The organism is Rhizobium oryziradicis, from assembly GCF_001939045.1.
In the GTDB taxonomy this organism is placed as follows: Bacteria; Pseudomonadota; Alphaproteobacteria; order Rhizobiales; family Rhizobiaceae; genus Allorhizobium; species Allorhizobium oryziradicis.
In genome coordinates, this window is the sequence record NZ_MKIM01000027.1 from 560,634 (window position 1) to 580,745 (window position 20,112).

16 protein-coding genes are annotated in these 20,112 nt (G+C 55.0%); 6 read left to right on the top strand and 10 right to left on the bottom strand.

Annotated elements, in window-relative coordinates; genetic code table 11:
* Nucleotides 1-27: 27 nt before the first annotated feature.
* Complete coding sequence (locus BJF95_RS13705) at nt 28-951, bottom strand: alpha/beta fold hydrolase (RefSeq protein WP_075639986.1); 924 nt, start codon at nt 949-951, stop codon at nt 28-30.
* An 80-nt stretch (nt 952-1,031) separates the two neighbouring features.
* Between BJF95_RS13705 and BJF95_RS13710 the strand changes: the two genes are divergently transcribed.
* From BJF95_RS13710 to metF, 5 genes are all read left to right on the top strand, one after another.
* Nucleotides 1,032-1,772 (top strand): ribonuclease T2 family protein, encoded by a 741-nt coding sequence (locus BJF95_RS13710; RefSeq protein ID WP_075640348.1) that lies wholly within the window; start codon nt 1,032-1,034, stop codon nt 1,770-1,772.
* Between the two features lie 129 nt (nt 1,773-1,901).
* Complete coding sequence (gene ettA / locus BJF95_RS13715) at nt 1,902-3,551, top strand: energy-dependent translational throttle protein EttA (protein WP_075639987.1); 1,650 nt, start codon at nt 1,902-1,904, stop codon at nt 3,549-3,551.
* A 687-nt stretch (nt 3,552-4,238) separates the two neighbouring features.
* Entirely contained in the window at nt 4,239-6,494 is a 2,256-nt protein-coding gene (locus BJF95_RS13720; RefSeq protein ID WP_075639988.1) for a methyl-accepting chemotaxis protein, read from the top strand.
* Nucleotides 6,495-6,849: 355 nt separating this feature from the next.
* Nucleotides 6,850-7,851 carry an ArsR/SmtB family transcription factor gene (locus tag BJF95_RS13725; protein ID WP_075639989.1) on the top strand — a complete coding sequence of 334 codons (1,002 nt, stop codon included), beginning with the start codon at nt 6,850-6,852 and terminating at the stop codon, nt 7,849-7,851.
* Nucleotides 7,851-8,780, top strand: coding sequence for a methylenetetrahydrofolate reductase [NAD(P)H] (gene metF, locus BJF95_RS13730; protein WP_075639990.1), 930 nt, complete (start codon nt 7,851-7,853; stop codon nt 8,778-8,780). The genes BJF95_RS13725 and metF overlap by 1 nt, the downstream gene beginning before the upstream one ends.
* A 670-nt stretch (nt 8,781-9,450) precedes the next feature.
* On the opposite strand, the gene BJF95_RS13735 is transcribed toward metF, so the two are convergent.
* From BJF95_RS13735 to BJF95_RS13760, 6 genes are all read right to left on the bottom strand, one after another.
* Complete coding sequence (locus tag BJF95_RS13735; protein WP_075639991.1) at nt 9,451-10,467, bottom strand: GlxA family transcriptional regulator; 1,017 nt, start codon at nt 10,465-10,467, stop codon at nt 9,451-9,453.
* Entirely contained in the window at nt 10,464-11,030 is a 567-nt protein-coding gene (locus BJF95_RS13740) for an isochorismatase family protein (RefSeq protein WP_075639992.1), read from the bottom strand. The genes BJF95_RS13735 and BJF95_RS13740 overlap by 4 nt, the downstream gene beginning before the upstream one ends.
* Nucleotides 11,031-11,210: 180 nt before the next feature.
* Nucleotides 11,211-12,401 carry a lytic murein transglycosylase gene (locus BJF95_RS13745; RefSeq protein ID WP_139317497.1) on the bottom strand — a complete coding sequence of 397 codons (1,191 nt, stop codon included), beginning with the start codon at nt 12,399-12,401 and terminating at the stop codon, nt 11,211-11,213.
* Nucleotides 12,402-12,512: 111 nt separating this feature from the next.
* A complete protein-coding gene (locus tag BJF95_RS13750) occupies nt 12,513-13,331 on the bottom strand; it encodes a glycoside hydrolase family 25 protein (RefSeq protein ID WP_075639994.1) in 819 nt (272 codons plus the stop codon).
* A 111-nt stretch (nt 13,332-13,442) separates the two neighbouring features.
* Complete coding sequence (locus BJF95_RS13755) at nt 13,443-14,123, bottom strand: class I SAM-dependent methyltransferase (protein WP_075639995.1); 681 nt, start codon at nt 14,121-14,123, stop codon at nt 13,443-13,445.
* Nucleotides 14,120-15,367 carry a BtaA family protein gene (locus BJF95_RS13760; protein WP_075639996.1) on the bottom strand — a complete coding sequence of 416 codons (1,248 nt, stop codon included), beginning with the start codon at nt 15,365-15,367 and terminating at the stop codon, nt 14,120-14,122. Before BJF95_RS13760 ends, BJF95_RS13755 begins: the two co-directional genes overlap by 4 nt.
* A 166-nt stretch (nt 15,368-15,533) precedes the next feature.
* Between BJF95_RS13760 and BJF95_RS13765 the strand changes: the two genes are divergently transcribed.
* Complete coding sequence (locus BJF95_RS13765) at nt 15,534-16,913, top strand: serine hydrolase domain-containing protein (RefSeq protein WP_075639997.1); 1,380 nt, start codon at nt 15,534-15,536, stop codon at nt 16,911-16,913.
* Nucleotides 16,914-16,946: 33 nt separating this feature from the next.
* Here BJF95_RS13765 and BJF95_RS13770 read toward each other — a convergent pair whose 3' ends face one another.
* The 3 genes from BJF95_RS13770 to BJF95_RS13780 all read right to left on the bottom strand — a co-directional run bounded on the left by BJF95_RS13770 (nt 16,947) and on the right by BJF95_RS13780 (nt 19,933).
* A complete protein-coding gene (locus BJF95_RS13770) occupies nt 16,947-17,912 on the bottom strand; it encodes a lytic transglycosylase domain-containing protein (protein WP_075639998.1) in 966 nt (321 codons plus the stop codon).
* Between the two features lie 115 nt (nt 17,913-18,027).
* Complete coding sequence (locus tag BJF95_RS13775) at nt 18,028-18,663, bottom strand: hypothetical protein (RefSeq protein ID WP_075639999.1); 636 nt, start codon at nt 18,661-18,663, stop codon at nt 18,028-18,030.
* 55 nt (nt 18,664-18,718) lie between these two features.
* Nucleotides 18,719-19,933 (bottom strand): pyrophosphate--fructose-6-phosphate 1-phosphotransferase, encoded by a 1,215-nt coding sequence (locus BJF95_RS13780; RefSeq protein ID WP_075640000.1) that lies wholly within the window; start codon nt 19,931-19,933, stop codon nt 18,719-18,721.
* Between the last annotated feature and the right edge of the window lie 179 nt (nt 19,934-20,112).

Sequence of the window (20,112 nt, forward strand, 5' to 3'; positions counted from 1 at the left end):
GGTCATTCTGAAATGGAATGAGCTTGCTCACACGGCAGCCGTTGCCCAAGCGATAAATTCATCAATGGCCTGTTCGCGGCCAATCTCGTTTAAGGTTTCGTGGCGCATATCGGGGTATATTTTCAAACTCACATGGCGAAGGCCAGATTGCTTCATGCGCTCAAAAAGCCATCGGGTTGCCGCCGCCTTTGCCGTTGCCGGGTCCTGGCCGCCGCCCACCAGATGGATAGGCAGCGTTTTTGGCAGGCCAGATAGGCGCTCAGGCGTTGCGGTATTCAGCGTTAACTCCATTAGATCCAGCCAGAGCGAAACGCTGACGGGAAAACCGCAGAGCGGATCGGCGATATATGTATCCACCTCCTGCGCGTCCCGGCTCAGCCAGTCAAATGCGGTGCGGTGGTTGGGGATGGATTTTCCCCAGGCTTCAAAGGTTGATTTCGCCATAATCAGGCTTGGAACATCGGAGCCTTTCAATGCGCGCTCAATTTTGAGCACGATGCGGGCCATATGTCCCGCAAGGCCTGCATTGAAATTGGAATTCCACACCGCAAGCGCGTTGAAGCTTTCGGGATGTTCAGTGGCTGCACGCAGCACAAGCAATCCACCCATGGAATGGCCAAACAGCACAACGGGCAAATCCGGATAGGCACCGATTGCGAAATCGCGCATCGCCTTGATATCGGCAATCACCTTTGCCACCCCATCTCTGGGCGCAAATTGCCCAAGGTTTGCGCCCGGCGCTATTGTCTGGCCATGGCCTCGATGATCATGGGCATACACATGAAAGCCCGCAGCACTCATGGCTTTGGCAAAGGCTGCATAGCGCAAGGAATGCTCCGTCAGCCCATGGCTGATGAGCATGATGCCGCGTGCGTTCAAAACACTAGGCTCGAGATGATAGGCCAAGCGCGTGCCATCCGGCATTTCCAGATAATGTGTCGATTCGAACATGGAAAGCCTCCCCTTGCTGCCAGGAAAAGGTTATGTCTTGCCATGATGTTTTTGTCGATATTGGTTTGGGAGGTGTTTTTATGAACAGACGTAATAACTGTTTATCGTTTGCCTTGATGTTGGCGGCGGGCGTGACCTTGTGCGCGCCCTTGCAGGCGCAGGACAATGGGCGCGGCAAGACAACCAGCATTTTGGCTGTCAGCTGGCAGCCCGCGTTTTGCGAAACCAAACCCAATAAGCCGGAGTGCAAAACACAGACGGCTGATCGTTATGATGCAAACCATTTTGCTTTGCATGGTCTTTGGCCCATGCGCAAAAACTATTGTGGCGTCGATCAAGCCGATATTGATGCCGACAAAAAAGGACGCTGGACCGATTTGTCAGAGGTGAAATTGTCGGCAACGACGCGCGAAGCGCTGGACAAGCTGATGCCGGGCACGCAATCGGCGCTCGAGCGCCACGAATGGATCAAGCACGGCACCTGCACCAATCTCAGCCAGGAAGATTATTTTGCTGAAGCCATTTCGCTTTTGGACACATTGAATGCGTCAAAGGTCAACGCGCTGTTTGCCGCACAGGTGGGCAAGGCCGTCACGCAAGATCAGGTTCAATCGGCCTTTGATGAAAGCTTTGGTGCAGGTGCTGGTCGCCGCGTGAAAATGCGCTGTGAACAGGATGGCGATCGCCGCATTGTAACCGAATTGACCATCGGCCTTGGCGATGGCGACCCTAAAACACCGCTCGCCAATCGCATTCAGGCGGCAGGTGGCACCAAGTTTGATTGCGATCAGGGGATTGTTGATCCCGTTGGCCTGCAATGAGCGGAAAGTGAGCGCAATCGGCGGGAGGGCTGCGACAAAAGCGTGGTTTTCCTGCCGGTCAGCATTGCCCCGGCGCATGGTTTCCCTTACATAGCGGGCAATTCCATTTACCGTGCGGAGTATTTACCGATGGCACGTCAGTTCATCTATCACATGTCCGGGCTTAACAAGTCCTATGGCGCCAAGAAGATTCTTGAGAACGTCAATCTGTCTTTTTATCCCGACGCGAAGATCGGTATTCTCGGCCCGAACGGTGCCGGTAAATCGACGGTTCTGCGCATTATTGCCGGCCTTGATAAGGAATATACCGGCGAGGCATGGCTCGCCGAAGGCGCGACCATGGGCTATCTGGAACAGGAGCCAAAGCTCAACCCAGACAAGACCGTGTTTGAAAACGTTATGGAAGGCGTTGCCTCCAAGACGGCCATCCTCGACCGTTACAACGAGTTGATGATGAACTATTCTGATGAAACCGCCGAAGAAGGCGCGAAGCTTCAGGATATGATCGATAGCCAGAACCTGTGGGATCTGGAAAATCAGGTTGAAATGGCCATGGACGCGCTGCGTTGCCCTCCGGGCGATGCCGACGTAACCGCTCTTTCGGGTGGTGAACGCCGCCGCGTGGCGCTGTGCAAGCTGCTGCTGTCACAGCCAGACCTTCTGCTGCTCGACGAACCAACCAACCACTTGGATGCAGAAACCATTGGCTGGCTGGAAAACCACCTGCGGGAATATCCCGGCTCCGTGCTGATGATTACCCACGATCGCTACTTCCTCGATAACGTCACTGGCTGGATTCTCGAACTCGACCGCGGCCGCGGCATTCCTTACGAGGGCAACTACTCGGCTTATCTGCAAGCCAAGGCCAAGCGCCTGATGCAGGAAGCCCGCGAAGACGCATCGCGCCAGAAGGCGCTGTCGCGCGAACAGGAGTGGATTGCATCTTCTCCGAAGGCCCGTCAGGCAAAGTCCAAGGCGCGTATCAAGTCCTATGAGCAGCTGGTGGAAGCGGCTGACAAGCAGCGCCCCGGCGATGCACAGATCATCATTCCGGTCAGCGAGCGTCTTGGCCAGGTGGTTATCGAGCTGGATGGCATTTCCAAGTCCTATGGCGATCGTTTGCTGATCGACAACTTGAGCCTCAAACTGCCTCCGGGTGGTATTGTCGGCGTTATCGGCCCGAACGGTGCCGGTAAAACCACATTGTTCCGGATGATCACCGGTCAGGAAACCCCGGATACGGGCACCGTCAAGGTGGGCGATAGTGTGCATCTTGGTTATGTTGACCAGAGCCGCGATACGCTTGCCGCCGACAAGACCGTGTGGGAAGAAATTTCCGGCGGTGCCGAAATCATCAAGCTCGGCAAGTTCGACATGAACTCGCGCGCCTATTGCGGTGCCTTCAACTTCAAGGGCGGCGATCAGCAGCAGAAGGTTGGCAATCTCTCCGGTGGTCAGCGCAACCGCGTGCATTTGGCCAAGATGCTCAAGGCTGGTGGCAACGTGCTGCTGCTGGATGAGCCGACCAACGACCTTGACACGGAAACGCTGGGTGCTTTGGAAACCGCACTGGAAAACTTTGCTGGCTGCGCCATCATCATCAGCCATGATCGCATGTTCCTCGACCGTCTTGCCACCCACATTCTGGCTTTTGAAGGCGACAGCCATGTGGAATGGTTTGAAGGCAACTTTGAGGACTATGAGAAGGACAAGATCCGTCGCCTTGGTGCGGATTCTGTCAATCCAAAGCGTGTGAGCTACAAGCGCTTGACGCGATAAAGTGCCGCACTGAAAATCACAATCGGGAATTTTCTCTCGATTGTTATTTTTCCGTCCGATACCCGAAAGTCTGTTAGATTCAATCTAAAGTTGACAGGCTCCCATATTTTAAGTGTTCAGCCGCGGCCGCCATCAATTGAAAGATTGATGGCGGCCGCGGCTTTTCGAGAGTCTGTCAGGTTCAGATTGAACCAGAAAGCCTCTCGATTCCTTTGTTTTCGTCTGTCTGATCAGAAAAACCGGGGTCGACGTTTTCCTGACAAACTCTATGATTGTTTAGTCCTCAAAGATGGACGCGACAGAGCGCCGTAACACACAGACTTTGCGGTAGAAGCGTTGTATTTGAGCTTTGGAGGCTCGACCTAGGGTGATTACCCTGTGCTTTGGCAAGCAAAGTGTTGATCTAAAAATTCCCCAGGTTTTTCAGAGGTAACCTACAGCATCGCGCCTTTCTTCAAACGGACGATGCTGTCACATTTTAAATCTGCTGTGGCAGGGCTTTTGCTTGAATTTCTATTTTAAACAATCCTTAAATTAATCCTGTTATTTCAACGAATGGTTCCATATAAGCAAATAAAAAACGGTATTATTACTGTATTTACCTGCCTTTGGTATAATGGTGCCCAAAACGTTTGAATCCATATCTGAGAATTCTGGTCGCGGGTGCCTTCTGGGGGGAACTATAGAATGTCAAAATTATCGTTGCGGACAATGCTCTACGCCTTGGCAATTGTGCCGCTCATTGCATTTCTATGGGCAAGTTTAAACTCTACCTTTAGTAGCTACCGGATTTATGAAGAGCTTGATACGCAGCTTTATCTGCAGCGCGTTGGCGAAGCAGGGGGGCGTTTGGCGCAAGCCTTGCCATCGGAAACCTTCGCCACACCGCAACAGCTTAAAGAGCGCCGCGCGGTGACGGATACCACCTATGCCGGGATTTTGAGCGCCTATGATGATTGGAAAAATCTGGGAGCCAGTGATCCAGTCATCGAAAAATCTATCGCCGAGCTTAAGACCAAGATGACGTATTTGGCGACATATCGCACCCACGTCGACAACGGGACTGCGACCGATGACGAGGCGCTCACGTATTTGCAGCCTGCCGCGGCTTATGGCCTGGAACTGGTGCGTCGCGCTGGAGCAGCCATCAATGATATTACGCTATCTCACGCATTGGACGGCTATCATGCGTTGTTACAGGTTTCAGACGCAGGCTTGATCGAAATCGAGTTTGGCAAAAACTTCCTGGGTGGAAGAGCGCTTTCGTTGCCAGAATATGCGTTCCTCGCCTACGCGAAAGGGCTGAGGGCGCGCTATGGTGTGCAAGTGGCGGAGTTTCTGCCGCCTGAGGTCACTTCGGACATTACGAAGTTTGACCAGTCGCCCGATGGACAGTTTCTGACGCAGACCCTTGAGGTAATGTATATCAATGAGCCGGTCGCTCAAAACAAAGCTGCAGTGGCGCGCTGGTCTGATGCGACATTGCAGCGGGCTGGTATCATCTCTGATGCCATTGCAAAGACTGGCGCTTTGGTCGAAAGGCAATCTGTTCAAAAGCTCGAGAGTTTGAAATCAGCTTTATATAATTCAGCTTTGATCTCATTTATTGTGTCGGCGCTGGTGATTTCGCTGTCTGCACTGGCGGCGCGACAGGTATCCTCTATCATACACTCGATTCAAAATCGAATGAAGGCGCTTGCCGATGGCGACGTGAATGCGGCAATTCCCTGCGTTGAGCGCAGTGATGAAATTGGCGATATGGCGCGTTCTGTCGAGATCTTCCGTCAGGCTGCCATCCGCAATCATGAGCTTGAAGCGCAGGCCGAGGCAAGCCGTCGACGCTCGGAAGAAGAGCGAATTGAAGTGCAGCGGCGAGCTGAAGCGGATGCAGAAGAGCGTCTGAACAAGGCAACGGGCTCGCTTGCAACAGGTTTGCAGCGTTTGGCGAGTGGAGATCTTCTTTGCGAAATCAACGAGCAATTCGCACCGCAGTTTGAAGCCCTGCGCCACGATTTTAACAGCTCTGTTGTCCAGCTTCGCTCGGCGATTCTGGCTGTCGGGGAATCGGCAAGTGCTGTGCGTGGTGGCAGCGGCGAAATTTCGCATGCCTCCAACGATCTTGCGAAACGCACCGAAGTGCAGGCGGCCTCCCTTGAGGAGACAGCGGCAGCGCTTGAAGAAATTACGTCGAATGTGAAGTCGACCACGTCTCGCACCGGCGAGGCCCGGGATCTGGTGCGTGATGCGCGAGATCGGGCCGACAAATCCGGTGTGGTGGTCAGCAACGCTGTGAATGCCATGGGGCGCATTGAGGACGCATCAAAACAGATTGCGCAGATCATTGGCGTGATTGACGAAATTGCCTTCCAAACCAATCTTCTGGCCTTGAACGCAGGTGTTGAGGCCGCCCGTGCTGGCGAAGCCGGTAAGGGATTTGCAGTTGTTGCGCAAGAAGTGCGCGAGCTTGCCCAGCGGTCCGCCACTGCCGCAAAAGAGATTAAGCAGTTGATCAGCAATTCGGAAATAGCGGTGTCTGAAGGCGTGAAACTGGTGAATGAAACCGGCTCCGGCCTCGGCGCAATTGCGACGGTGGTGGAAGCGATCAATAAACATATGGACGCGATTGCAACAGCGGCGCAAGAGCAGTCCGTTGGACTTGCGGAAGTGAATACTGCCGTGAACCATATGGATCAGGCAACCCAGCAAAACGCGGCGATGGTGGAAGAAACCAGCGCTGCCAGTGCGGGGCTTGCCGAAGAGGCGCGAAAACTTGCAGAATTGATCGCCGGCTTTAGGGTGGGACATGTTCAGCCCACACAATCGGCGCAGCGCGGCGTTGCACCGTCAGTGCCTTTATCGAGGCCAAGACCCGTTGCGTCGCGGCCCGTCGTCAGCAGTCGTGTTGGTGCCGCCGTGGCTAAGGAGAGTTGGGAGGAATTCTGACATCCGGCAGCCATACGGCCTGTCTCTTCGCGGCCAAGTGCCTCGAAGTCTCGAAACCATGTTCTCTACCTTGAAAACCCGCCACCTTGTGGCGGGTTTTCAACTTTGGTCGACCTGGATCGGTGGTTGTGACTGAGTTTCGATGAGACATGCCATGGTGCCTCTATCGAAAGGCACTTGCTTTGGGACCAAAGCGGTCGCAAACGGCCTTGCAAGTGCCGAAAAGCATCGGATCTATCCCTGCTTATTGCGCCTGATATCCGCAGCCATTTTGAATGAAACTTGGTATTAGGCTTGCAAAATGCAAATACATCACATAAAGATATGTTTATATCTTGATTGATGGAATGTGGCGATGGCGTTTACCCTCGATGGTCTGGTGGATTTGCTGAAAGCGGCTGGCGAGCCGACGCGGCTGAGGCTGCTGGCTCTGCTGGGCGCTGGCGATTTGACGGTGTCTGATCTCACAGACATTCTCGGCCAATCGCAGCCGCGCATTTCCCGCCATTTGAAGCTGTTGGCTGAGGCCGATCTGGTCGATCGTTATCAGGAAGGTGCCTGGGCTTACTTTCGCTTGAAGCAGGATGGCCCAGCCGCGCGGGTTGCGCGCCTGTTGCTGGACGAAGCCTCCGGCTCCGATGCGGTTTTGCAGCGGGATGGTGATCGGCTGGGTGCTGTAAAGCGTGCGCGGGCGGAGAAAGCCCAAGCCTATTTCAGCCGCAATGCTGCAGAGTGGGATGAGCTACGCCGTCTGCATGTGAACGACGCGGAGGTCGAGGTGGCGCTTGTGTCGCTGATCGGCGATTATCCTGTTGATGCGCTGTTGGATCTCGGCACTGGCACAGGCCGGATTTTGCAATTGCTGGAGAGCCGCTATCAGCGCGCAGTGGGCATTGATGCCAGCCGCGATATGCTGGCGGTGGCGCGGGCCAATCTGGATAAGGCGGGTGTCATCAAGGCATCTGTGCGCCAGGGCGATATTTTGAACCTGCCGCTGGATGGTGGTGAATTTGACATCGTGATCATCCATCAGGTTTTACACTTTCTGGTCGAGCCTGAATTGGCGTTGCAGGAAGCGGCCCGCATGCTGAAGCCCGGCGGGCGCTTGGTGATCATCGATCTCGCTCCGCATAAGCTGGAGCATCTGCGAGACGACCATGCCCATGTGCGACTTGGTTTTTCCCATCAATTGATGGGCGATTGGCTGATAAAAGCGGGTTTTGAGGTGGAGAATGCGGTGGATGTTGCCCCGCGCCAGCAACCCGGCGAAGCATTAACGGCAACACTCTGGCTGGCAACCTATAAGGCCGCCGAGACCTATGTTGCGCAACAACCAAAATTGGTGGGAGGCTATTGATGGCTGGTCATTTGCAAACACAGGCGCTGAAGCGTCCTTTCAAGCTGTCGTTTGAGTTTTTCCCACCCAAGTCCGAGGATATGGAAGCCCAGCTTTGGGAAACGGTGGATGATCTGGCCGGTTGGGAGCCGGAATTCGTCTCCGTCACCTATGGCGCTGGTGGCACCACCAAAGCGCCAACGCTTGCGGCTGTGCGCCGCCTGATTGGGCAAACGCCGCTTGCCACGGCATCTCACCTGACCTGCGTGGGCGCAACGCGCGAAGACGTGGCCAACGTGGTGGAAGAGTTTCGGGCCGTGGGCGTGAAGCACTTTGTGGCTTTGCGCGGCGATCCGCCGACGGGCGTTGGCTCTGCCTATCAGCCGCATCCCGGTGGCTATGAAAATGCCGCCGCTCTGGTGGCGGGTCTTAAGGATTTGGGAGATTTTGAAATTTCAGTCTCGGCCTATCCTGAAAAGCACCCGGAAAGTGCCGATCTCGCCATGGATATCGATATGCTGAAACGCAAGGTGGACAATGGTGCCACGCGGGCGCTTACCCAGTTTTTCTTTGATAATGACCTGTTTGAGCATTATCTGAACCGTGTGCGGGCCGCAGGCATCACCATTCCGATTGTCCCCGGCATCATGCCAATTTTGAACCTCACCCAGTTGAAGCGTTTTGCCTCAATGTGTGGCACTTCCGTGCCCGCATGGCTGGATGATCGCTTCGCTGGTTTGGAAGACAGCCCCGCAGATCGCGCGCGGGTTGCCGCCGAAATTGCGGCTGAACAGATTGCCGATTTGCAGCGCCGGGGTGTGGATGAATTCCATCTCTATACCATGAACCGCGCGCCGCTGGTGAACACGACCTTGCAACAGTTGGGATTGAGCAAGCCAAAGCTGATGGTCGAGAGCGATGCGCAGCTTGCTGTGAGCGCCACGGCCTGATGGCCAATCAATAGCTTTCCGCTATAACGCATAAATCCGGGCCCTCCATTCAGCGGGCCCGGATAGCGGCAAACAGATCCGTGCGATTATTCAATGCACAGCGCTGCAATAGTTTAATCTGCTGCATAATTTTCACCTAGAATCGAGTCCGATGAAGCAATTATGCATGATGCCGCGTTCGCGCGATTAAGACAGTTTCTTCTGGTGTGCCTTGCAATTTGCCTCATGATTGCAAATTGCGGATATTTTTATTGTATCCTGTTTAGCCAGAGATTTTTTCAATCCTCTCAAAGCCAATTGTCATGGTTCATGTCATATGAACAGCATGACCGCTACAAAAACAAATGCTGCACTTACTGCCAGGATGTTGAATGAACGTGTTAGTTCCATCTCTGCCTCCTTGCGTTAACGTTTAGAGAATATGACCGTTTTGTGTCTTTTGGAAAGCGAAAACTGTGCTGCATTGCAGCGGAAGTGTGGATGGGCCCGGAATGCCAATTGGTAACGCTTGGAAACAACAGGTGAAATTGGCGTGATAACGAAATATTTCAAGGTTAATCTGCTCTTCACCATAAGTTGGTTATGGCGGCGTTATGAGACGTTTTCACCTGTTTTGGCATCAAAAGTGTCTTCGCATTTTTAAGCGCGATCTGAAAATGAGAGGCAGGAATCACCCCATTTTTTCATCAACTCGGCGGAGCAGATGCGGCGGGCTCTGGTAGAGCCGGTTCCACGCGCGTCGAAACTGCCGTGCCGATGCAAAACCGCAGCGTTCGGCAATGGCTTCCATGTCCAGCCGGGAATTGATCACCAGTTCGCGCGCCAACGCCATGCGCATGCGGTTGACGTAATCGGTGACGCTGATGCCGGTATGGTCATTAAACAGGCGTGAGAGCGTGCGGCGGCTGGTCATGGCAATATCGGCCATGGCATCCACGCTCCAGGGGCGCGTTGGATCTGCCGTCACGGCATCCTGCACACGGTGAATGGCGGGATGAATGTGATTGCGGCCCTCAAGCCATGGCGAGAGTTGTGGATCGCCGCCAGCGCGGCGCAGGTAAACCACGAGATAACGCGCGATGGTCAGGGCCGTGACATGCCCAACCTCTTTGGCAATCAGCGACAGCATCAGGTCAACGCTGGTGGTAATGCCCGCACTGGTCAGCCGGTTTTGATCCTCCACGAACAAGCGGTTTTCCAACACGGTGGCGGTCGGTGCCAGTTTTTTCAGATCAGCAATATTGGCATGGTGCGTTGTGCAGCGATAGCCCTCCAGCAAACCCGCCTTTGCGGCAAACAGCGCACCGGAGCAAATGGTGATGAGCTTTGTGCCCTGTTGAACCGTATCACGCAACCACGCGATGATTTCGGCTTCCGCTCTGGTGTCGCGCGGCGAGGGCGGCGATCCATCGACCACAAGCGGCTCATCGGCACAGCCGGAAATGACGACCATTGCGTCTGGTGGCAAAGTATGGGGTAGGGGCGCGATGCCGCTGAGACTGAGACCGATCGAACTGATGACATCCGCCGAGGCACCGACATAGCGCACACTGAAATGCACCTCCTGTTGCACAAGATTGGCCTTGCGCAGCACTTCCATCGGCCCAGCCAAATCCAGCAGCAACGCATTGGGTGGCACAACCACAATCATCGGAATTATGCGTGGTTGGCCAGCCTCGTCTGTCATGCGTCTTTCTTCTCTCTAATGCCTTCCAGCGCCTGTTCCACAGTGGCGATCCGGGCAAAGCGGTCTGCCAGCACCAGTTCGGTGCGGGCGCGGATTTCCTCTCCGCTCCATTCCCGTCCGCTGACATCTGTCATCGGGAAGGTCAGGGTCGCTTCTGCCACGAAATCGACACTGTAGCCAAGGTCCGAGGCATTGCGGGTGGTGGTTTCGCAGCACTGCTCGGTGCGAATGCCGGAGACGATCACATTGCGAATGCCATTGGCAATCAACCACACATCCAGACCGCTGCCAATCAGGGCGCTATGGCGGGTTTTATGAAAGATGACATCTGGCGCACATTGCAACTGCGGCAAGGTTTTGACAAAGCCGGAGCTTTCGGAAAAGACGCCGGTTTTTTCCACATGGAAAATCTGCACCACGGGAATACCGGCTGCCTTGGCACCATCAATCAACGCCTGCTGACGTGCGATATAGGCATCAAACCCGTCCTCGCGAAAATAGGGGCGGTGGAGAAAGGATTGCTGGGCATCGATAACAAGCAGGGCGGTGTTTGAGGTTGGCATGGTAAGTCTCTCGACGTCTATTGAACATGCTGCCAGTTTAGTGCCTCGGTGAATTGCGGAAATACAGGTCCGGGACGTTGATGGGACAAAACGCGCCATTCGGTTTTCGCATCATCCGAAAGAAAATGCCACGCATCAAGGGTGATGCGTGGCACTGGGAACCAAATCTGGCAGCTAAGCTCAGAGAGCGGCCAACAGAGCAGGGGTCGGCCAGCCATCGGCGGGCAAATTATGCTTCAATTGCTCTTTTTGCACGGCATCGCGTGTGCCACCGCCCAAAATGCCGTCGATGTCGCCAACGTCATAGCCCTTGGCTTTCAGCTTGGTCTGCAATTCCTTCATCTCGACATCGCTCAGGCCCTGTTCGGGATTGCCCTTCAGGTAAGGCTCAGCCCCTTCCAGACGGGTGGCGAAATAGGCCGCCGAGGTGGTGTAGATGAACGACTTGTTCCACTCCAGATAAATGCCAAAATTGGGGTAGGTGATGAAGGCTGGACCTTTGCGGCCCTGCGGCAGCACCAGCTCGCCTTCGAGGTTGGCAAATTTGGTATTGCCGTCGCGTGGCTTGACGCCCAGCTTGAACCAGTCACCGGCTTTCATGCCGCTATCAAAGCCGCTCTTTTCCCAAGGCAGAGTGTCCGGCACGGTGACTTCCTGAATCCAAGGCTCACCGCGCTTGAAGCCAAGGTGCTGGATGAATTTTCCAGCCGTCATGATGGCGTCTGGAGCGCTGGTTTTCAGCGCCACATGGCCATCGCCATCGCCGTCGACGCCAAAGGCAACGATGTCTTTGGGCAGCATCTGCACCTGGCCAATTTCGCCAGCCCATGCGCCGGTGTTGGTGGCGGGATCGAGATCGCCATGCTGCACCATGGTGATCAGCGCCAGCAATTGCGGACGAAACAGCTCTGGGCGGCGGCAATCATGCGCCAGCGTTACCAATGCGTTGCGGGTGTTGAAATCGCCCTGAAACGCACCAAAATCGGTTTCCATTGCCCAGAAGGCAGCGATCACGCCGGGGGCAACGCCATAGTCTTTTTCCGCACGGGAAAAGACGTTGGCATATTCCTGCAACTTCTTCTTGCCCTGATCCAGACGACCCTTGGAGACCGTGCGCGACGAAAACTCGGTAAAGGTCTGCTTGAAGACACCTTGAGCGCGGTCGCGGGCCAGAACCTTCTGGTCGATTTGCGCGCCTGCCAAAGCCTTGTCGGCGGCCTCAACGGAAGCGCCATTTTTTACCGCTTCCGCCTTTACGCCTTGCAGGAATGTGTTCAGGTCACCGCCACATTGTGGGGTTTGCGCGAAAGCGGAACCGGCCATGAGACCGCTCAGCAGGGCCGCTGCGGTAAGACGGGAGGCAATTGACATGTTGCAGTATCCTCGAATTGAAAAGATGGCTTGCTGTGCACAAGCTTTATGACCTTAACATGGAAATGTGGCTTGCTGCTTATGCAAGCGGTCACGAATTTGTGGTGGCAGTCAATTTGCTGCTTGCTGCACCTGTCGCTCTTGCCGTGGTGGGGCAGAGACGGCGGCCACCCACTTGTTCCAGTATTGCTTGCTTCCGGCAAACACGTTGATGTCAGTGTTGCCCTTGATGCCGGGGATCACACCGGTTGAAGTATATTGCCAAAACGCCCATTTGCGATCCGTGTAAATCTCGGATGGGTGTTTGGCGACGGCACGGACCCAGAAATAATAATCCTTGAAGGCACCTTCGAGGTTATCCCGATGGAAATCGACGGAGGTGTAGATGATGGGCCGTTTGCCATAATAGGCTTCCAGCCGATCCATAAACCGTTTCATTTGGGCGCGCACAACATCAGCGGGCGGGCGGGTGGTGCAGGTTTTGGAGGTATGGTTCCACTCCACATCAATCACCGGCGGCATGGCCATGGAATCGCGCGGCACATTGGCAATGAACCAATTGGCCTGATCATCGGCGGTGGAGCAGAAATAATAGAAATGATAGGGCGCATGCGGCATGCCAGCGGCACGTGCTTCCTGCCAATATTCGGCAAAGCGTGGATCGACAACATCCTTGCCTTCGGTGGCCTTGATGAAGACAAAGGCGACGCCGGATTGCTTGACCTGCGTCCAGTTGATGTCGCCGTTCCACTTGGACACATCAATGCCATGCACCTGATGGCGGTGCGGCGATTTGATGCCGAAATCCTGCGGATCCTTGTCGTGGAATCGGGGCTGAATCGAAGCAGTCTCCATGAGATCGTAGCTCGTGGAGGTGCAAGAGGCCAGAATAAGGGATAGTGGCATCAGTGCTAAAATCAGCGACCGCATCGGAAACCCGTTCAATCAAAGAGTGAAGCCACTGATGCCCGGCGCACACACGCAAGAACAAAAGAGGCGCTATCCATCTTCTGCTCTATCATCATTAAAAAAAAGTTATTTTCAACTCAGGATGCAATGCCTTTTTTGCAAAATCGCATGCCACGCATATCCCCTGTAGAGAGGGGTGAAGGTCAGGCGCGCTTGGCTGATCTCTGCTTGACGTGCCAGAGCCGCGCGCATGTTGGAGCGTGGAGTGACATGAAAACGTGCCAGCCAGCGATGAAGACCTTGGCGAAAACGCTGTGGCAAGTCTTCCTGCTGGCCAAAATCCACAATATGCAGCGAGCCGCCGGGGTTGAGCGCATCAAGCGCGCAAGCCACGGCTTTTTCCCATTCGGGGATCATCGAGAGCGCATAGGAAATCAGGATGCGATCAAACCCGCCTTCGCCGAATTCGGCTGCCGTGAAGGCCGAGGCATCAGCAATGCGCAAAAGCGGTGGGTGAGCGCTTTTTTTAAAATTGCGTCCAGCCTGCGCCAGCATTTCTTCTGAAATATCCAACCCGAACAGATTGGCGGTCGGGTAGAGCTTTTGTGCGCATCGAAGGTTGCGACCCGTGCCACAGGCCACTTCCAAAAGACTGCCATTTTCGGGCACGTCAAGTTTCAAAATCGCTCGATCACGACCCAGAAGATAGTATTTGCGCGTAAGATCATAGATATAGCGCTGATAGCGATAGACCTGATCCATCTTTTTCGCGTGGCCATGGTTCATGTTTTCGCCGGTCGTTGCGCTGCTCATGACTTTTTCTCATAGATATGAAAGCCGCCGTAAATGGCCGAACGATCCAGCGTGTTCAGGTGTTCCGAGCGCTCTTTAAGATAGGTCCATTGGTCTGAGATCGCATCCGAAATGCGGCCCTCAATCACGCTTTTTTCGGCGGCAGTGCGGAAAATAACACGCGCACCCTGATCTGCCGTGCGGGTGATTTCCGTCCAGAGATCATTCAACTGCTCGTCGGTCATCCAGTCTTGCGCATCAAGCAGGATGAAACGGTCAACCGAGCTTGCGGGTTTGGTGGACAAAAGCTCGGTGTAGCTGGCGTGGTGAACAGTCACGTTGTCGGTATGGGCGCGAATTGTGCTGTAGTATTCGGCGCGCAGATAATCTGGCAGGGCACCTTCATGGGCCTTTGGATAGCGCCGGGCAAAGGCCTGCCAGGCAAAATAATTGTCCTTGATGGAGAAATGACAGGCAAGCTTTTCCAGCCGCTCCTTCAGCACCGGTGCAATTGTACCAGTTTCGGACACAGACGCCAGCTCGTCATATTGCTGCGGTGGAATGCCAAGGCCAAACAGCGAGCTTTTGCGATTGGTCAGCCAGCGCACCAATGGGCGCTCGAAAATCGGGGCGATGCGGGTATCAAAGAAATGCCGTTGCTCTTCCATCGAGCGGCAGCGGGTGATGTCTTCCAGCTTCACCCCATGCAGGCGCGCCAGCGCGTGGCCAGCAGCGATGAAACGGCCCAGCAGACCTGTGCGATAGAAATTGCCGTTGAACACCGTGATGCGGCGGCGACCCAGCGGGCTGCGCTGGTTCCAGTAACGATGCGTGCTGCTATCCAGATTCGGCGCAATGTAGCGGTCAAACATGGTGGCATTGGTGCGGGCATTGTCTGAGCCCAGCAGTCGCACCACCGCCATATGATCTGGCAGATGCCGAAAGGCCGCAAGCTTCATGCGGTTCAGCGCGATGTGGTGGGGGTTGAGGTCAACCACATCAATGCTTTCCGGTGCGCGGGAAAGATAGGCCAGCATGTTGCAGCCGCCAGAACCGATGGTGACGATGCGGTGGCCGGGAGCCAGAGCCATGGCCTGCATATCCACATCCGGGTCTTCCCAGATCTGCGGATAGACAAGGCCAGAGAACAGAATGCCAAACAGCCGCTCCGACAGGCCCTTGGCAGAAAGGGCACTATGCTGGAGAAGGGCTGATTTCAGCTTTTCATTTTTGCGAAAGCCCGCATCAGGAACAAATTCGGTCATGGTCTTCAGGCCCTGTGTCACGTTCCGGTTTGGATAGAGTGTCTCTACTACAGTTTGATGACGGGGCCTGTTGACGAGGTGAGAGAACAAAGTTCTGCTGATTTTTTCTGTCAAATAGATTTGTTACATTGTAACGGGCTGCTGTTGCGGATGTGGAGAATGTGAAATGGCATTGGTGATTCGAGGATTAAAATTCGCAGCCCTGGGCGTTGCTGCGCTCACAGCGGGTGCCGCAGGTTGGCTTGCTGTTGCGCCACCTGAAATTCTGCGGGTTGGCACGGGTTATGCGGCCAAGATTGTCTGCTCTAACGTGTTTATCGCCCATCGCGATCCCGATACGGTTTTGCAAGTGGATGTTCAAGCCGCCCAAAATCCGGCCTTGAAGCTCTTGCGGCAGACAGTCGACCGAGAGGCAAACACCGTAACCACTTATTTTCTGGGCGTATTTTCCCCTAGCGTCGCGCTGTATCGTCCCGGCCTTGGCTGCGCCAATGTGGTTGATGGGCGCGTGGATGAAGCGCGCAAGATTGCACTTCCCGCAGTAGACGTTGCCTCCGCCAATGGCGTGACCAGCACAGCACCCTGGCCGGAGGGCATGGGGGCCGCAGAAAGTGACCCTGCATTAAAGGCGATTTTTGCCGATCCCGCCTTGATGGGGCAGGGCATGCGGGCCGTGCTGGTGATGCGGGGTGGCAAGCTGATCGGCGAGGCCTATGGCAAGGGTTTTGGCCCCAACACGCCGCTTCTGGGATGGTCCATGACCAAAACAGTCACAGCCGCTTTGGTTGGCCTGCGGGTGCAAGCCGGTGCCATGCGGCTGGATCAGGATCATCTTTTTCCGCAGTGGAGCGGTGATGGTCGCTCAGCCATCAAGCTTTCGGATTTGATGGCGATGCAAAGCGGCTTGATGTTTGACGAGGATTATAGCGATCTCGCCGATGTGACCCGTATGCTGTATCTGGAGCGTGATCAGGTTGGCTTTGTTGCCAGCCGCCCGTTGATTGCGACGCCGGGGACGACATTCGCCTATTCGACCGGCTCGGCGGTTCTGGTGTCGCGCCTGTGGATGAACAGCTTGCCAACGCAGGCGGATGCGCTTCGCTATCCCAAAGATGCCCTGTTCACACCGCTTGGCATGACAAGTGCAACGCTGGAGGCTGACGAGAATGGCACATTTGATGGCGGCTCTTATCTCTACGCCACGGCGCGGGATTGGGGTAAATTCGCGCAAATGCTGTTGCAGGACGGGGTCTGGAACGGAAAACGCCTGTTGCCCATTGGCTATCTGGGCATGATGCAGCAGCGAACCAAAGCATCAAACGGGATTTATACCCAAGGCTTCATGTGGCGTGTGGGGCCGCAGCCCAGCGCGCAGTCGGAAGCAGGCTTGCCAGCAGATACCGTGTGGATGCAGGGGCATGATGGCCAAACAATTGCGATCGTACCGTCTGCCGGCCTGATCGTTATGCGCATGGGCTTGACCCCGCTCAGCGTCGGCTACAAGCCGCAGAATCTGTTAAGGGCGGTTGTCGCCGCCCTTCAATAACGTTCGTGATGGGGGAGGGGGCTGGCCGATTGTCTATTGAAGATAATTGGTCATGCCCTTGCGCTTGGCATCGTTGTAATAGCCGCGGGCATAGAGGCGCACTGCGTTGTCATTATTGTTCTCGGCCACCATCCATGCGCCGCGCAGATATTTGATCGCGTATTTCAGGTTGGTTTCAGGATCAAACAGACCTTCGGGCTTGCCTTCATAACCAAGGCCACGCGCTGTGTTATAGCGAATTTGCATCAGGCCATAATTGCCACTGTGGTAAGCAGATGGATTATAACGGCTTTCGCGGTGGATGACGCGATGAATGAGAGCCGATGGCATGCCGTAGAGTGCGGCATATTTATTGACAAGACCATTGATAACGGTCGGCCCGGCGCTTTGCGTTGCGGAGGCTGCCACCAGGGGCTGCGCGTTGGGCGCGCTTGTGTCAAACTGTGCGTCCAGCGTGGCAAAGGATACCAACACCGGCTTTGCTGCTGTTTGTGCGGGCATTGCTGGCGCAGTATAGCCCAGCGATGCTGGCCGTGGTGTTGGAATTGCCGATTGCAAGGCAATCACATCCGGCTGCAGTGCCTCGCTTTCCAGACCAATCGGCTGATTGTCGCTCACGCTGGCGGGGGCATTGGCGCTGGTGACGGACGCAACCGTTGGGCCAAGCGAGCCCGAATTTGATTCATGCGGGTTGGCTGGAGGAATGGGGCCTTGCCCTGCCGCCAGATCAATCGCCGCAGAAGCGGCGTTGCCCTGCTTGGTTGTCGCCAATGCTGCAACAGCAGATTGGGACGGATTGGCTGGAGAAACCTGATTTCCTGTCGCAGATGCAGTTTGTGCGGTCGTATTTGCGGATGCAGCAGCGGCAACCTGGTGGGTTGCGGGTTTGGGTGCCAAGTCTGCCTTGGCACTCTCATTTGCGCCTGTGCAACTCGAAAGGGCAGCAACGATTGCAGCAGTAAAACTGAGTGTAATCGCGCGGTCCGTTTTCGCTGTCATACGTCTGTCCGTCGGCTATTGAAACGAGCGAGGATTTTACACCTCTGACGAACTATTAACATCTGATTCACAAATTTGACAGCCCCCCTGATGCCGAAGTTTTGATTAGCTGTGGTCAGGCGGCAATTTTTCTAAATCCTGCGCTGACGGAGCGGGCTGAAATCAACATGGTTTTGCCGTTCTGCGGGGCCAATTTGCGCACTGAGCGTTTGCGGATGATACGGTCTATCACATTCGCAAAGATGGCCTGATAAAGGCAGGTGACAGTGGCAATTGCGGCAAAAATACCCGCCAAATTCAGGAAATCGCGGCCCTGAGGCGAAAACACGGCCCCCAACTGGGTGGTCATCGCCAGCAAAAAAAGCACCGTGCGCCCATCCAATGCACAAGTTGCCACGCCCTGCGACACAATGACCGCAAAGGATTTGTTTGCTATATTGTCATTATCTGCAACCGGACCAATATGCAGGGGTGCTTTCCACAGCCGCAGCGCTAGCAGCATAAGTGCTGCCATGCCCAACCATTGCAGCTGTTGCATCGCCACCGCTCCGGCATCGACCAGGGTTTGCGCAGCCGCAAACACCGCAGTGGTTGCGATGCCATAGCCTGCCATGCAGCCAAGCACAGAAAAGCCCGCAAGTTTTGCTCCGCCTGCGCGCCGACAATCAACAATGCGCTTCGCCGCCCGTCCGGGCACAGCCAGAAAGGCGGCGGATGTGGCCGCACAGAGCAGCCAGTCCTGAAGTTGCATAGACTTCTCCTCTCCCTATTCCCATGACAAGAGAAGTCACCACATGGCTATGCGATCAAGCGGCCGGGCGAAATTTCTGTCCAAGATGATCCATAACATCTTTAAACCACGGCGTATTCAAATCAAATGCCTTGCCGCCCTTTATCCGCGGAAATTCGATGGCACGCAGCTTGCCGCCCTGATCTTCATCATGGCCGGTCACGCCTGAGACACCATTCAGGCCGCTTTCAACGGCCAGATCTACCATGCTTTGAATAAGACGCAGATCCTCGTAATTGGCAGGGGCGGAGCGGGCGTAATAACCGGATTTTTGCACCATCGAGCGTTCCGCTTGCAAAAGCTTGGCAAAATGCTGCTGAAACCAACCGCCAACATTGATCTTGTCCAGCTGCACATGGCCAAAGGCATCGCGCTTGATTTCTTCGCCCGCCGCTTCACGGTCGGCAATAATCTCATCCATGCAGGCACCTTCCGACACGAACAGGGTCACAAAGCCGGTCTTGTCCATCATTTCTTTCAGACGTTCGGCTTCGCTCTCCATATCGAAATGGGTTTCGGGCAGATACAGTCCGTCAATATTCTTCAGCGCTTCATTCATCATGAAACCCTCGACATATTCATTGTGCTTGACGCGCTGAATATAGGCGCGGGCGGTTGCGGCTGTCAGCCAGCCACAATGGCGGCCCATGACTTCATGAATAACCAATGTGCGCGGGGCCGCACTCTGTTCATTGGAGACATTGTCAAAAAAGCGCGCGCCAACCTCGGCGGCAGTCCATGCGCCCAGCGATTGCTTGATGGGCACCACATCATTATCCACCGTCTTGGGCAGGCCAACCACTGTGAGGTCATAGCCATTGGCACCAAGATAGGCCGCCAGGTCTGCGGCCGTTGTGTTGGTGTCGTCACCGCCAATGGTGTGCAAAATAGTGATGCCGTCGGCCGCCAAGCGCTCGGCTGCCACCTGAAGCGGATTTTGACCCTCTTTGATCAGGCCGCGCTTGACGCAATCGGCAACATTGGTGAGCTTGACGCGGCTGTTGCCAATCGGTGATCCACCATAGCGGTGCAGAACATGGGCCTGCTCGCGCATATGCTGGTTGATCTCGATTTTGTAATCCATCAACAGACCGCGATAGCCGGATTTATAGGCAATGATGTCGGCGTCAGGGGCAATATCGGTATAACGTTCGATCAGCCCGCCAACGGCGGACGAAAGGCAGGGTGCGAGACCGCCTGCGGTGAGCAGCGCAACTTTGGTTTTGGCCATGTATCCTCCTTCTGGCGACGCGTGACGCCGCATATCCTGTGACTGATTGCCCCATGGATGCGATAGCAAGCCCGGCCTGTAAAGAAAAAAATCCTGTAAAATCCGCAGTTTCGCGGAAATGTCACAAAGCAATCGGTTTCAATCGTTTCAAATATCCTCTCCCCTGTGTTGGCGATTGT